Consider the following 13,399-nt stretch of genomic DNA (forward strand, 5'->3'; position numbering starts at 1 on the left):
ACCCCCGGCGGTGCCGGCCCGGAGCCGGTGCGCGGGGCCGCCGCCGACACCCGAGGCGTGGTGCGCCGCCCTCCGTAAACCGCTCGGCAGGCGGCGCGGTCGCTGGTAGCTTGCCTCGTCGTGACGGGGGAACGGCTCGGCGGGCGCTTCGCCCGCCTGTGGACCGCGAGCACGCTGTCCGCGCTCGGCAGCGGCACGGCCACGGTGGCCGCCCCGCTGTACGTGGCGTCGCGCACCGACGACCCGCTGGTGGTCTCCGCCGGGGCGGCGGTGTCCTGGCTGCCGTGGCTGCTGTTCGCGCTGCCCGGCGGCGTGCTGGCCGACCGGGTGGACAGGCGTCGGCTGATGGTGCTCATCGACTGGGTGCGGGTCGTCGCGTTGGTCGTGCTGGCCGCGGCGATGCTCACCGACCGGGCCGGGGTGGCGCTGCTCTACGTGGTGCTGTTCGTGGTCAACACCGGCGAGGTGGTGTTCCGCACCGCCGCCCAGGCGGTCCTGCCGGCGGTGGTGCCCCGGTCCCGGCTGGAACGGGCCAACGGCTGGCTCAACGGCGGCACCCAGGTCACGCAGAACATGGTCGCCGGCCCGCTCGGCGGGTTCCTGTTCGTGCTCGCGGCGGCGGCGCCGTTCGCGCTCAACGCCGGCACGTACGCGCTCAGCGCCGTGCTCGTCGGCCTGCTCGCCGGCACGTACCGGGCGGCGGGGCCGAGGACCGGGCCGCGCTCGGCGCGGGCGGAGATCGCCGAGGGGTTCCGGTGGCTGCTGTCGCAGCGGCTGCTGCGCACCATGGCGGCGCTGATCGGGCTGCTCAACGTCACGCTGACCGCGGCGATCGCGGTGCTGGTGCTGCTCGCGACCGAGCGCCTGGGCCTCGGCTCGGTCGGCTACGGCGCGTTGTTCACCTGCATGGCGGTGGGCGGGCTGCTCGGGTCGGTGGTCGGGGACCGGCTGATCGCCGCCCTCACCGCCACCTGGACGGTCCGGGTGGGTCTGCTGGTCGAGGCCGGCCTGCACCTGGCGCTGGCCGCGTCGCGCAGCGCGGTGGTGGTCGGCGTCGCGTTGTTCGCGTTCGGGGTGCACAGCGCGCTGTGGAACATCGTGGCGAACTCGCTGCGGCAGCGACTCACCCCGCCGGCGATGATGGGCCGGGTGGGGAGCACCACGTTGTTCGTCGCGGCCGGTGGCAACTGCGTGGGTGCGCTGCTCGGCGGGGTGGTCGCGGCCCGGTACGGCATCACCGCCCCGTACTGGGTGGGATTCGCCGTGGCGGTCGGGGTGATCGCGGCGACCTGGCGGGTCTTCGACCGGGCCACGGTGGCCGCCGCGTACGCCGAACCGGCCGCCGTGGACACCCGCGAGCCGGTCACCGGATAGCCCGTGCGTGCCGAACTGCTGGACCGCCTCGCCGCCGACCTCGCCGGGCGTCGGCCGCCGCACCCGCTGCGGGTGGCGATCGACGGTCCCGACGCCGCCGGCAAGACCCGGCTCGCCGACGACCTGGCCCGGGTGCTGGCCCGGCGGCGGCCCGTGTGCCGGGTGAGCGGGGACGGGTTCCACCGGCCCGCCGCGGTCCGGTCGGCGCGGGGCCGGCTCTCGCCGGAGGGCTACTACCTCGACTCGTTCGACCACGAGACGATCGTGGCGCGGGTGCTGCGCCCGCTGGGCCCCGGCGGCGACCGGCGCTACCTGCCGGCCGCGTACGACGTGCGCGCCGACGCGCCGGTGACCGCCGAGCCGGTGACCGCGCCGGCGGATGCGGTGCTCCTGGTCGACGGGGTGTTCCTGCTCCGCCCGGAGTTGCGTGAGCACTGGGACGTGACGGTTTACCTGCACGTCGCTCCGGAGGAGACGGTGCGCCGGGCGCTGGTCCGGGACCTCGAGGTGTTCGGCTCGGCCGACGAGGTGCGCCGCCGCTACCGGGCGCGCTACCTGCCGGGGCAGGAGCTGTACCGGGCGCGGGCCCGCCCGGCGGAGCGGGCCGACGTGCTGCTCGACCTGACCGACCCGCTCGCCCCGGCCGTGCTCGCCTGGCGGGTGTGAGAGGGTGCCCCTTCTCTACCGCAGGCGTTAACAGGGGCCCCCTCCTTACACCGGGGGCACGGGGAGGGTGACGCCCTGCGCGGCCGATGAGTGGGCCAGTTCGATCAGCTCGACCACGGCGACCGCCTCGGCCGGGTCGACCGGCATCGGCGTGCCGTCACGCAGCGCCGCCGCCACCCGCGCGTAGAAGTCCGGGTAGCAGCCCGCCTCCGTGGGCACGGCCCGCAGGTCGTCGTCGGCGCCGAGGCGCCCGTACCGCTCCGGGGCGACCTCGCCCCAGCCGGGCCCGCCGGGGCGCCGGCCGTCGCGCAGCGCCGCCTCCTGCGGGTCGAGGCCCCAACTGGTGTACCCGGCCCGGTCGCCGAGCACCCGGAAGCGGGGGCCGAGTTGCGCGGTGACCGCCCCCATCCACAGGTGCGAGCGCACGCCGCCGGTGTGGGTGAGCGCGACGAACGCGTCGTCGTCCACCTCGACGCCGGGGCGCCGCAGGTCCACCTCGGCGTAGACGTGCTCCACCGGCCCGAACAGCCGCACCGCCTGGTCGATCAGGTGGGCGCCGAGGTCGAACAGCGCGCCGCCGGCCTCGCCCGGGGCAGCGCTCTCCCGCCAGCCCGGCTTGATCGCCGGCCGCCACCGTTCGAACCGGGACTCGAACCGGGTCACCCGGCCCAGCTCGCCGGCCTCGACGAGCCGGCGCACCGTGCGGTAGTCGCCGTCCCAGCGCCGGTTCTGGAACACCGTCAGCGGCACCCCGGCGGCGGTGGCCTCGGCCACCAGCGCCCGGCCCTGCCCGGCGTCCGGCGCGACCGGCTTGTCCACCACCACCGGCAGCCCGGCGGCGACCGCGGCCCGGGCCAGCGGCACGTGCTGGCGGTTGGGCGCGGCCACCACCACCAGGTCGAGCGCGTCGGCGGCGGCCCACAGCTGCGCGGCGTCGTCGACCACGCGGGCGTCGGGGTGCTCGGCCTCGACCTGCGCGCGGCGCTCGGCGTCCCGGGTCACCACGGCGTCCAGCCGCAGCCCGGGCGTGGCGGCGATCAGCGGGGCGTGGAACACCCGCCCGGCCGTCCCGTACCCCAGCAACCCCACCCGCAGCGGCGCGCCCGTCATGCCGCCGAATCTACGCGGCGTGCCGGCGCGGACGGCGGGGTCCCCGGCGGCGCTCCCCGCGGGTGTGACAGCGTGGGCGGGTGCCCGCATCCTCCCCGGTCGACGTCGACCTCGCGCTGGTCGGCGGCGGCGGCGCCGCCTCACTGGTCCTGGCCGCCCTGGACCGGCACCGGGTGACAGGTGTGCGGGTGGCCGTGGTGGACCCGGTGCACAAGCGCGGCCAGGACCGCACCTGGGCGTTCTGGGGCACCCCCGGCGGCGACCTGGAACCGCTGCTGAGCGCGAGCTGGTCGCGGGTCGAGGTGGTGACGGCGGCGGGCCGCCGCGTCCTGCCGCTGGACCCGCTGCGGTACGCCATGGTGCGCTCCGCCCCGGTCTACGACCGGGCTGCCGAGGCCGAGCGGCGGCTGGACGCGGTGCGGATCGGCGCGCCGGCGGGGGAGCTGCGCGACGACGGTGACCGGGTGACGGTGTGCGACCCGGAGGGGCGGGCGCTGGTGCGGGCCGGCTGGGTGCTCGACTCGCGTCCCCGCAAGCCGGCAAGGCCGGGGCGGACCAGCTGGTTGCAGCACTTCCGGGGGTGGTGGCTGGCGGCCGAGGGGCCGACGTTCGACCCGGGCCGGGCGGTACTGATGGACTTCCGCACCCCGCAGCCGGAGCGCGGGGTGTCGTTCGGTTACGTGCTGCCGGTCGACGACCGGTTCGCGCTGGTGGAGTACACCGAGTTCGGGCCGGCGCTGCTCGACGACGCCGGCTACGACGCGGCGCTGCGCGGGTACGCCGCGCTGCTCGGGCTGGACCTGTCCGCCCTGCGGGTGCGGGAGGTGGAGAACGGGGTGATCCCGATGACCGACGGCCCGTTCGTGGCTCGCCCGAGCCCGCGGGTGGTGCGCCTGGGCACGGCCGGCGGGGCGACCCGGCCGTCCACCGGGTTCACCTTCTCCGCCATGCTCCGGCAGGCCGACGAGGTGGCCGCGGCGGTCGCGGCGGGCCGTCCGCCGGTGCCCGCGCCGGCGTACCCGGGTCGGCACCGGTGGATGGACGCGGTGGCGTTGCGCGCGCTGGACCGGGGGCACGTGGACGGGGTGGAGTTCTTCGCGCGGCTGTTCGACCGCAACCCGGCGGAACGGGTGCTGCGGTTCCTCGACGGGGTCACGAGTCCGGCCGAGGACCTGGCGGTGATGCGGTCCAGCCCGCTGCTGCCGATGACCGGGGCGGTGCTCGGCGACGCCGCCGGCCGGCTACGTGCCCGGCTGGGCGCCTGGCGTCCCGGCGACCCGGTCGCGCACCAGCGCGCGTAGCCGCTCCATCGGGTCGCCGTCGCCCGCGCCGAGCCGGTTGCGCACCGCCGCCACGGTCAACCCCAGTTCCGGGTACGCGAACGCGAGGCTGCCGCCGCTGCCGGCGGTGCCGAACGACCCGTCGTCGTCGACCGCGTAGCCGAGCCCGAACGTGCTCTGCTGCCCGAACACCCACTCCTGCGCGCGGACCGCCGGGGCGGACGCCGCGCGCATCCGCTCGGGCGAGACGAGCCGGACGCCGTCGACCGGGCCGAGCAGCGCCGCGTACATCCGGGCCACCGCGCGGGCGCTCATCGTGCCGACCGACGGCACCTCGGCGCGCAGCACGTCGGGGTCGCCGCCGGTCACCGTGTCCGGGCGGACCGCGGGCGGGGCCACCGCGTCGAAGTGCGGCAGGTTGGCGCCGGCCCAGGTCATCAGCGCGGACAGGCCGGCGTCCTCCAGCCGGGCCAGCCGGGGCAGCTCCGCCTCCGGTACGGCGAGGAACAGCTCCCGGTCGACGCCGAGCGGGCCGGCGACCTCCTCGGCGAGCACCCGCGACACGGACCGGCCGGTGACCCGGCGGACCACCTCGCCGACCAGCCAGCCCCACGTCCAGGCGTGGTAGGCCAACCGTTCGCCGGGTGCCCACAGCGGCTTCGCGTCGGCGAGCAGCCGGCACATCCGCGCCCAGTCGGCGAAGTCGGCCGGCGTGACGTCGGCGGGCAGGGCGGGCAGGCCGGCGGTGTGGGTGAGCACGTGGCGCAGCGTGATGCCGTCCTTGCCGTGCCGGGCGAACTCCGGCCACACCCGGGCCAGCGGCAGGTCCACGTCGAGGCGACCCTGTTCGGCCAGCACGTGCACCACGGTGGCGGTGAGGCCCTTGCCGGTGGAGACCGCGTGCACCGGGGTGTCGGCGGTCATCGGCCGGCCGGTCCTGGTGTCGGCCAGGCCGGCCTGCTCCTCGACGATCGGCGTCCCGTCGAGGTAGGCGGCCACCTGCACGCCGGCCTCCCGACCGGAGGAGACCAGGTCGTCGAGCGCGGCGCGCACCTCGGCCCGCAGGCCGTCCCAGCGAGTGTCCACGATCAGCGAGCCTGCCAGAGCGCCCCGTCGTCGTCGTGCGGTTTTCCTCGTCGGTGAGGAGCCGGGCGCGCAGCGCGGCGACGGTGTCCTCGCGCACCCCGAGCCGCCCGGTGACGTAGCCGCCCACCGAGCCGTGCGCCGCGACGGTAGCGCAGGTCGATGACGGTGCGGACGCCGAGCGCGGCGAACCGGGCCAGGTCGTCGCCGGCGAGCTTGGCCAGCGAGTCGGAGCGGTAGAGCCGACCCCGCGCGACGGTGCGGCCGTCGCCGGTGCGCCGGCCGCCGAGGTCCCGGACGTTGCACAGGGTGCTGAACCGCGCGGGTGCCGTCATGGTGTCCGCACCTAGCCGGACGGCGCGCGGCCCGCGGTCCCGCCGGGCCGGCCACGGAGGTGGTGGACGGGCGGGGCCGCCGGTCGGCACCCGGCACGCCGGGCCGCGCGCCGTCGGATCGGTGGTCCCGGGTGGCCCGTGCGCCGGCCGGCCCGGCGGGTCGGCGGGCAGCCGCGGGCGGCGTACCGGGTAGGTTGCCCGGCATGGTGGAGGCGGAGACCGGCCGGGTCGTGGAGATCTGGACCGACGGCGCGTGCAGCGGCAATCCCGGGCCGGGCGGCTGGGGGGCGTTGTTGCGCTGGGGCGATCGGGAGCGGGAGCTGTGCGGGGGCGAGGCCGCCGCGACCACCAACAACCGGATGGAGCTGACCGCCGCGATCCGCGCGTTGGAGAGCCTGACCCGGCCGGTCACCGTGCGGCTGCACACCGACAGCACCTACGTGCGCAACGGCATCACCGGCTGGTTGACCGGGTGGAAGCGCAACGGCTGGCTCACCGCCGCGAAGCAGCCGGTGAAGAACGCCGACCTGTGGCAGCGGCTGGAGGCGGCGTGCGCCCGGCACGACGTCACCTGGCTGTGGGTCAAGGGCCACAACGGGCACCCGGAGAACGAGCGCGCCGACGCGCTGGCCAACCGGGGGATGACCGAGGCGCGGGGCGCCGGCGCACCGGCCGCCCCGCGCGCCGCGTCGGGTCAGCGCAGCGGACGGCCTTCCTCGATCTCCTCCGGCCCGTCGGCCGGGTCGGCGGTGCCGGAGACGGCGTCCACGTCGTAGCCGGCCCGGCTCGTCTCCCGGGCCGAGCGTCGGTCCTCGGCCGGCAGGTCGGCGAAGTCGTCGCCGGTGTCGTCCGTGGTGTGCAGGGATTCGCCCGGCGGGCGCAGCGACGCCTCGTACGCGGTGGCGCCGTCGGGCTCGTCGCCGGGGGCGCGGCCGAAGGACTCTTCACTGGTCATGTCGCACTCCTGCCCGCATCCGGTGGCGGCAAACGTTCACCGGGCGGCGTCCGGATGGGTCGGCATCGACGAGCCGCCGGAACTGCTGCCGGAGGCGCCGCCGGCCATCCCCGACCCGTCGTCCTCGGTCACCTCGTCCGGTCGCGGCGCGTCCGGCGCGGGGGCCGGCACGTCGGTGTCCGCCGGCACCTGCACCAGCCTGGCCTGACCGGCGGCGTCCTCGGCGTGCGCCGGGTCCACCGGTTCCTCGCCGTCGCGTGCCCGATACCCCATCGGTCCGCCCCCGTTCCGCCTCGACCGGCCGTGCCCACGCCTACCCGCCCCACCCCCACCAAAACCCGCCACCCCGCTCTCCGCCCCCGCCCCCACCGAGTCCCTCCGGACCGCGCTTCGTCGACCGTGCGTCGGCCGGTCGGTGCGGTGATCAAGGGGTTTGGGTCGGGGAGCCGGTCGACGGTGACGCGAACTCCTTGATCACCGGGAGCGGCGGGTGCGGGTGGGGCGGGGGATGGGGGTGAGGGGGAGGGACGGGGACCAGTGGGTGGGGCGGTGCCGGGTCGGTGGCAGGACGGTGCGGTGGTCGCCGCGGGCGGCGTCGAGCTGGGACTGGTGCAGGAACAGGCACTCGCCGAGGTCGGCGCCGCGCAGGTCCGCGCCGCGCAGGTCGGCGCCGGTCAGGTCGGCGGCGCCGAGGCGTACGCCGCGCAGGTCCGCCCCGATCAGGATCGCGCCGCGCAGGTTCGCCCCGGTCAGCGTCGCGCGGCGCAGGTCGACCCCGATCAGCGTGGCGCCCCGGCGGTCCGGGCCGGCCCGGCCGGCGCGGGCCCGCTCGCCGGCGCGCGACAGCAGCCGGTTGACCCGGCCCCGGTGGGCGTCGACGTCGACGGCGAGCACGTCCTCCGGGGTGCCGTCGGTGAGCCGGCCGGTCTCGTCGAGGATCGCGGTCAGGTCGTCGCGCAGCGCGCCGGGCGGGGTGATCCGCGCCGCCTCGGTCAGATACCAGAGCAGCTCGTGCAGCGGCCGCAGCACGGCGAACGTGTCGAACATCCGCCGCGCGGTGTCCGGGTCGGCGCGCCAGTCACGGCCGGCGAAGGTGCCCTGGGTGAGGTGCTGGCCGGCGCCGAAGCAGTCGAAGACGGTGCACCCGGGGAAGCCGCGCTGCCGCAGCTCGGAGTGGATGCCGCAGCGGGCGTCGGCGCGCAGGTTCGGGCAGGGCCGTCCGGCCGGCTTGTCGATGGCGAAGTCCGCCGACGCGGCGAACGCCGGCGCGACACAGCAGACCCCGGCGCAGCGTGCGCAGTCCGCCCGCAGCTCCCACCCGCCGTCCACCCTCGCCGCCCTCCCCGAACTCTCCCGCGCCCATTGTCCGCCCACCCCCACCACGCATCCCACCCACCCCGGTGATCATGACGTTGGCGTCGCGACCACGCCGGGCGGAGCGACGCCAACGTCATGATCGACCCGGCGGGTGGGGTCAGCGGGTCAGAAGGCGAAGAGGGTGGCGGCGGCGCGGGTCAGCAGGCAGCGGTTGTCGAACGTGCGGGTGTAGTGGACCGGGCGGTCCTGCCAGCGGCCCACGGCGCGCGCGACGACCGGGGCATAGACGGCGGTGCAGGGGTCGGCGTCCACGTCGAGCGCGTCGAGGTCGCCGTCGACCCGCGCGACGAGCCGGCAGGCGGCGGCCGGCTGGGGGTGCAGGCCGCCGGCGGGTCCGCAGACCAGCACCGTGGCGCGCACGTCGGCCTCGCCGCCGACGGTGAGCAGCAGCACGGAGGGGGTCTCCGGGCCGGGGCGGGGCGCCGCGCCGGCGGCGCCGGGGGCGGCCACCGCGGCGAGGCCGCCGAGCGCGGCGGCCACGGCCAGGGCGACGGTACGTCGGGCGAAGGGCATGGGTGGTCCTTCCGTCGGGGCCCCGGGTGAGGGCCGGTGGGCGGTCCGGCACGTCGTGCGAACCGGACCGCCGAGAACCCTAGGTGGACGGTGTGAACGCGAAGAGTCACGAAGTGTTACACCGTTCGGCCGTGCCGGTGAGCGGGTGTGACATCGGCGGCGGGGAATGCCCGAACGGCTGACAACCGGTTCCGCGTCCCGGGGAAACGCATTCTGAATCAGCGTGACGAATGGCCGAACGGTTGACAACCGAACCTTTCCGTTATTGCGCCGATGCCGCGCGTAGGCCATATCGTTGCCCGTCGACGACAACCGGAACGGCCGTTACCGTAACGATTCATTCGGGTGTTCCCATTCGCTTTACCGTCGGGTGGCAGGGCGTTTCCGGTTCCCGTCTCGAGGACGTGACATGAGCGACCTTTCCCATCCACCGTCATTGACCGCCCCCGGCGATCCGGCCGCCGGCGAACCGATCGTCAGCACCCCGCCCGATCCCGTCGCGGCGCCTTCGCAGATCGTCGGTCGGTCCCCGAACCAGCTCGCCTGGCTGCGGCTCAAGCGGGACCGCATGGCCCGGGCCAGCGCCGTCACGCTCGTCGTCGCCGCGGTGGTCGCGCTCGGCGCGCCGCTGCTGGGCCTGGTCACCGGAATCGATCCGACGGACAAGTTCGTCGACCGGCTCAACGATTTCGGAATGCCTATCGGCTATGCCGGCGGAATCAGCGCCGATCACTGGCTCGGGCTGGAACCCGGCAGCGGGCGCGACATCCTGCTCCAGTTGGTGTACGGCCTGCGTACGTCATTGTTCATCGCGTTCGCCTCGGCGTTGCTGGCGTCCTTCATCGGCGTCGCGGTCGGGGTGCTGGCCGGCTGGGCCAGAGGCTGGCTGGACAGCGTCGTCAACTGGCTGATCGATCTGACCCTGGCGTTTCCGTTCCTCATCTTCGCGCTCGCCGTGATCCCGATCCTGCAGGACCGGTTCTACTCCGACCGGGAGTCCCCGTCGCCGGCCTTCCGGGTGGCCCTGATCGTCGCCACCTTCGGCCTGTTCAGCTGGACCTACACCGCGCGGCTGGTCCGCGGGCAGGTGATCTCGCTGCGGGAGCGGGAGTTCGTCGAGGCGGCCCGCGCCGCCGGCGCCGGGACCGGGCACATCCTGCTGCGGCAGCTCCTGCCGAACATCTGGGCCCCGATCCTGGTGACCGTCTCGCTGATGGTGCCCCAGTTCATCGCCATCGAGGCGGCGCTGGCCTTCGTGAACATCGGCGTCACCGAACCCACGCCCGACCTCGGCCGGATGATCTTCAACAGCATCGGCTACGTCGCGAGCGACCCCTGGTACACCCTGTTCCCCGGGTTGACGATCTTCCTGCTGGTCCTGGCGTTCAACCTGCTCGGTGACGCGCTGCGCGACTCGCTGGATCCCCGCTCCACCCGGTAGTCCCCACCCGGCCACCACACGCCCGGCCGGCGGGGGCCGCCGGGCAGGAAGGGAGCACATCGTGCGTACCCGAACCCGGACACTGACCGGTGTCCTCGCCGCGGCGGCGCTCGTCGCCGCCGGCTGCAGCCCCACCACCGACGACAGCGGCGGCGACGACCAGAAGACCAAGACGCAGAGCGGCTCGATCTCCTACCAGGCCGCCGACAACCAGGGCCCGGCGAAGCCGGTCGACGGCGCGACCCGGGGCGGCACCCTGACCGTCATGCAACCGGCGGACTTCGAGCACCTCGACCCGGCCCGCAACTACGTCAACACCCAGCAGGTGGCCGGTGGCCTGCTCTACCGCGCGCTCAACGGCTACCAGGAGGACGGCACCGGCAAGCTGCTGCTCGTCGGCGACCTGGCGACCAACCCCGGCAAGGACGTGAACGGCGACTGCAAGGTCTGGGAGTTCACCCTCCGCGACGGCGTCAAGTACGAGGACGGCTCGCCGGTGACCAGCAAGGACGTCGCCCACGGGATCGCCCGGTCGTTCGCGCCGGCGCTCAACGAGGGCCCGCACTACCTCCAGCAGTGGCTCTACCCCGGCGGGGCGTACAACGCCAGCTACCAGGGACCGTACGACGGCGGCAAGCCGGCGCCCGACGGCGTCACCACCCCGGACGACCGGACCATCCGGTTCACGTTCCCGCAGCCGCACTGCGACCTGCCGTACGCCGCCGCGCTGGCCACCAGCGCGCCGGTGCCGGCGGCGAAGGACACCCGGGCCAACTACGACCTGCGGCCGTTCTCGTCCGGCCCGTACCAGGTGAAGTCCTACCAGCGCGACGTGGCGCTGGAGCTGGAACGCAACCCGAACTGGGACCCGGCGACCGACCCGATCCGCAACGCCTACCCCGACTCGGTGCGGATGACCTTCGGCCTCGAGCAGGCCCAGATCGCCGAGCGCCTGGTCGCCGACGGTGCCGCCGACCAGGCGGCGCTGAGCTGGACGGACGTGCCGCCGTCGGTGCTGCCCCGGACCACCGGCGCCGGCGTCGCCGACCGGGTGGTCAAGGGTCCCACGCAGTACAACTGGGTGCTGAGCATCAACACCCAGCGGGTCACCGACCTGACCGTACGACGGGCGCTGAACTACGCGGTGGACAAGGACGCGCTGCTCAAGGTGCTCGGCGGGCAGGCCGCAGGCTCTCCGGCCACCACGCTGATGTCACCCACCACCGCCGGTTTCCAGAAGTACGACCTGTTCAACGCCCCGGTGACTGGTGACAAGGCCAAGGTCGCCGAGCTGCTCGCCGGCAAGCGCCCGAAGCTGGTGCTCGCCCACTCCAACCTGGAGCTGCGTACCCAGCAGGCCGAGGCGTTGCGCAAGAACCTCACCGACATGGGCTTCGACATCGTGATGAAGCCGATCGACAACAGCAGCTACTACGACGAGGTCGGCCGCAAGGACAACCCGTACGACATCTACCTCAGCGGCTGGGGCTCGGACTGGCCCACCGGTTCGACAGTCATCCCGCCGGTCTACGACGGCCGGGAGATCGTGGCCGAGGGCAACCAGAACCTGTCGTACCTCAACCAGCCGTCGGTCGGGGCGGAGATCGACCGGGTCCGCAAGCTGCCCGCCGCCGAGCAGGACGCCGGCTGGATGGCGCTCGACCGCACCATCATGCAGGAGTACGCCCCGGTCGTGCCCTGCTACTACGACGCCACCTACGAGCTGCACGGTTCGAAGGTCGGCAACGCCGTCCTCAGCGACGCGTTCGGCATCATCTCGCTTAACGGGATCTACGTGAAGAAGTGACAGTCGCCGGCGGGGACGGTCGCACCGGCCGTCCCCGCCCGACCCGGGGGAGGTGTGTCCCGTGCTCCGATTCGTCGTCCGGCGGCTGCTCGTCGCCGTCCTGACCCTCGCGGTGATCAGCCTGGTCACCTTCGGCCTGTTCTTCGCGGTGCCGAGCAGCCCGGCGAAGGTGATGTGCGGCAAGAACTGCACCGCCGCCGACATCGCCCAGGTCGAGCGCCGGCTCGGCATCGACCGGCCGCTGCCGCGCCAGTACGCCGACTTCGTCCAGGGCGTCTTCGTCGGCCGCAGCTACGGCGACGGCGACTTCCGCCAGGACTGCCCGGCGCCCTGCCTGGGCTACTCGTTCCGCAACAACCAGCCGGTCACCGAGATCGTCGTGCAGCGTGCCCCGGTGACGTTCAGCATCGTCCTCGGCGGGGCCGTGCTCTGGCTGGCCCTGGGCGTCTCGCTGGGCATGGTGTCGGCGCTGCGCAGAGGTACGGCGTTCGACCGCGCCGCCATCGGCATCACCCTCGCCGGTGCGTCCATGCAGGTCTACTTCTTCGGGCTGATCCTGCTCTACCTGCTGGTCTACTCCACCGGCCTGCTGCCGTTCCCCAGCTACACCCCGCTGACCGAGAGCCCGGTGCGCTGGGCGGCGGGGCTGCTGCTGCCCTGGATGACGTTGGGATTCCTCAACTCGGCGCTCTACGCCCGGCTGTCCCGGGCACAGATGCTGGAGACGCTGTCGGAGGACTTCGTCCGCACCGCCCGGGCCAAGGGCCTCTCGGCCCGGCAGGTGCACACCCGGCACGCGTTACGCGCGGCGATCACCCCGATCGTCACCATCGCCGGGCTGGACATCGGCACCAGCCTCGGCGGCACCTTCATCACCGAGACCATCTTCGGCCTCCAGGGTCTCGGCAAGGCCACCGTGGAGGCGGTGCAGTTCCTCAACCTGCCGGTGGTGATGGCGACCGTGCTGCTGGCGGCGGTGTTCATCGTGGCCGCCAACATCGTCGTCGACGTGCTGTACGCGGTGATCGACCCGCGGGTCCGGCTGAGCTGAGAGGGAGGGGTGGACATGGTGGAGTCGTCGTCACGGGATCCGTACCTGCGGGTCACGGATCTGCGGGTGCGGTTCGACACCGAGGACGGTGTGGTCCGGGCGGTGGACGGGGTGTCGTTCGCGGTCGAGCGGGGTCGCACGTTGGGGATCGTGGGGGAGTCCGGTTCCGGTAAGAGCGTGACGTCGTTGGCGATCCTGGGTCTGCACCAGTCGAAGCGGGCCACCATCTCGGGGGAGATCTCGGTGGGTGGCCGTCAGCTCGTCGGTCTGCCGGAGGAGGAGGTGCGGCGGTTGCGGGGTCGGGACATGGCGATGATCTTCCAGGATCCGTTGTCCGCGTTGCACCCGTACTACTCGGTGGGCCGGCAGATCGCGGAGGCGTATCGGGTGCACCATCCGCGTGCCGG

The 13,399-nt window shown here is 74.3% G+C and carries 15 protein-coding genes; 8 read left to right on the top strand and 7 right to left on the bottom strand.

All coding sequences use genetic code 11. The annotated features are described in order from the left end of the window. Window positions 1–120 precede the first annotated feature (120 nt). Entirely contained in the window at window positions 121–1,374 is a 1,254-nt protein-coding gene (locus GA0070213_RS02950; protein WP_091056519.1) for an MFS transporter, read from the top strand. Window positions 1,375–1,377: 3 nt separating this feature from the next. Next, window positions 1,378–2,040, top strand: a complete 663-nt coding sequence (locus tag GA0070213_RS02955; RefSeq protein WP_217628573.1) for a nucleoside/nucleotide kinase family protein — start codon at window positions 1,378–1,380, stop codon at window positions 2,038–2,040. A gap of 45 nt (window positions 2,041–2,085) precedes the next feature. Here GA0070213_RS02955 and GA0070213_RS02960 read toward each other — a convergent pair whose 3' ends face one another. Beyond that, entirely contained in the window at window positions 2,086–3,150 is a 1,065-nt protein-coding gene (locus GA0070213_RS02960; RefSeq protein ID WP_091056522.1) for a Gfo/Idh/MocA family protein, read from the bottom strand. Between the two features lie 80 nt (window positions 3,151–3,230). On the opposite strand from GA0070213_RS02960, the gene GA0070213_RS02965 reads away from it, so the two are divergent. Then, window positions 3,231–4,451 (top strand): lycopene cyclase family protein, encoded by a 1,221-nt coding sequence (locus tag GA0070213_RS02965; protein ID WP_091056525.1) that lies wholly within the window; start codon window positions 3,231–3,233, stop codon window positions 4,449–4,451. Here the strand turns inward: GA0070213_RS02965 and GA0070213_RS02970 are convergent. Both GA0070213_RS02970 and GA0070213_RS02975 read right to left on the bottom strand, forming a co-directional pair. Further along, window positions 4,392–5,516, bottom strand: coding sequence for a serine hydrolase domain-containing protein (locus GA0070213_RS02970; RefSeq protein WP_245716227.1), 1,125 nt, complete (start codon window positions 5,514–5,516; stop codon window positions 4,392–4,394). The genes GA0070213_RS02965 and GA0070213_RS02970 overlap by 60 nt on opposite strands. 2 nt (window positions 5,517–5,518) lie before the next feature. Further along, window positions 5,519–5,848, bottom strand: a complete 330-nt coding sequence (locus GA0070213_RS02975) for a tyrosine-protein phosphatase (protein WP_091056747.1) — start codon at window positions 5,846–5,848, stop codon at window positions 5,519–5,521. 203 nt (window positions 5,849–6,051) lie between these two features. Between GA0070213_RS02975 and rnhA the strand changes: the two genes are divergently transcribed. Further along, a complete protein-coding gene (gene rnhA, locus GA0070213_RS02980) occupies window positions 6,052–6,624 on the top strand; it encodes a ribonuclease HI (RefSeq protein ID WP_091056527.1) in 573 nt (190 codons plus the stop codon). On the opposite strand, the gene GA0070213_RS02985 is transcribed toward rnhA, so the two are convergent. The 4 genes from GA0070213_RS02985 to GA0070213_RS03000 form a co-directional block, all read right to left on the bottom strand. Then, window positions 6,543–6,803 carry a hypothetical protein gene (locus GA0070213_RS02985; protein ID WP_091056529.1) on the bottom strand — a complete coding sequence of 87 codons (261 nt, stop codon included), beginning with the start codon at window positions 6,801–6,803 and terminating at the stop codon, window positions 6,543–6,545. The two genes, rnhA and GA0070213_RS02985, sit on opposite strands and share 82 nt — an antisense overlap. Before the next feature lie 36 nt (window positions 6,804–6,839). Then, a complete protein-coding gene (locus GA0070213_RS02990; RefSeq protein ID WP_091056532.1) occupies window positions 6,840–7,076 on the bottom strand; it encodes a preprotein translocase YidC in 237 nt (78 codons plus the stop codon). Window positions 7,077–7,277: 201 nt separating this feature from the next. After that, a complete protein-coding gene (locus tag GA0070213_RS02995; protein ID WP_091056534.1) occupies window positions 7,278–8,132 on the bottom strand; it encodes a pentapeptide repeat-containing protein in 855 nt (284 codons plus the stop codon). A gap of 153 nt (window positions 8,133–8,285) precedes the next feature. Beyond that, the gene (locus tag GA0070213_RS03000) at window positions 8,286–8,693 is read right to left on the bottom strand and encodes an SSI family serine proteinase inhibitor (protein ID WP_091056536.1); all 408 of its coding nucleotides are present in this window, start codon (window positions 8,691–8,693) and stop codon (window positions 8,286–8,288) included. A 409-nt stretch (window positions 8,694–9,102) separates the two neighbouring features. Between GA0070213_RS03000 and GA0070213_RS03005 the strand changes: the two genes are divergently transcribed. The 4 genes from GA0070213_RS03005 to GA0070213_RS03020 form a co-directional block, all read left to right on the top strand. Beyond that, complete coding sequence (locus GA0070213_RS03005; protein ID WP_091056539.1) at window positions 9,103–10,134, top strand: ABC transporter permease; 1,032 nt, start codon at window positions 9,103–9,105, stop codon at window positions 10,132–10,134. Window positions 10,135–10,195: 61 nt separating this feature from the next. Then, on the top strand, window positions 10,196–11,941 hold the full coding sequence (locus tag GA0070213_RS03010) for an ABC transporter substrate-binding protein (protein ID WP_091056541.1): 1,746 nt from the start codon (window positions 10,196–10,198) through the stop codon (window positions 11,939–11,941). Between the two features lie 61 nt (window positions 11,942–12,002). Beyond that, on the top strand, window positions 12,003–12,992 hold the full coding sequence (locus GA0070213_RS03015; RefSeq protein ID WP_091056544.1) for an ABC transporter permease: 990 nt from the start codon (window positions 12,003–12,005) through the stop codon (window positions 12,990–12,992). A 15-nt stretch (window positions 12,993–13,007) separates the two neighbouring features. Further along, window positions 13,008–13,399 (top strand): ATP-binding cassette domain-containing protein (locus tag GA0070213_RS03020; RefSeq protein WP_139128610.1); only part of this gene is annotated, 392 nt, incomplete at its 3' end.

The sequence above is a fragment of the Micromonospora humi genome, assembly GCF_900090105.1.
Taxonomy (GTDB): domain Bacteria; phylum Actinomycetota; class Actinomycetes; order Mycobacteriales; family Micromonosporaceae; genus Micromonospora; species Micromonospora humi.

Bases quoted from the DNA above. Each gene is read 5' to 3' on its own strand.
- GA0070213_RS02975 (WP_091056747.1), bottom strand. From the start codon at position 5,848: ATGACGGCACCCGCGCGGTTCAGCACCCTGTGCAACGTCCGGGACCTC.
- rnhA (WP_091056527.1), top strand. From the start codon at position 6,052: ATGGTGGAGGCGGAGACCGGCCGGGTCGTGGAGATCTGGACCGACGGC.
- GA0070213_RS03005 (WP_091056539.1), top strand. From the start codon at position 9,103: ATGAGCGACCTTTCCCATCCACCGTCATTGACCGCCCCCGGCGATCCG.
- GA0070213_RS02960 (WP_091056522.1), bottom strand. From the start codon at position 3,150: ATGACGGGCGCGCCGCTGCGGGTGGGGTTGCTGGGGTACGGGACGGCC.
- GA0070213_RS03000 (WP_091056536.1), bottom strand. From the start codon at position 8,693: ATGCCCTTCGCCCGACGTACCGTCGCCCTGGCCGTGGCCGCCGCGCTC.
- GA0070213_RS02985 (WP_091056529.1), bottom strand. From the start codon at position 6,803: ATGACCAGTGAAGAGTCCTTCGGCCGCGCCCCCGGCGACGAGCCCGAC.
- GA0070213_RS02990 (WP_091056532.1), bottom strand. From the start codon at position 7,076: ATGGGGTATCGGGCACGCGACGGCGAGGAACCGGTGGACCCGGCGCAC.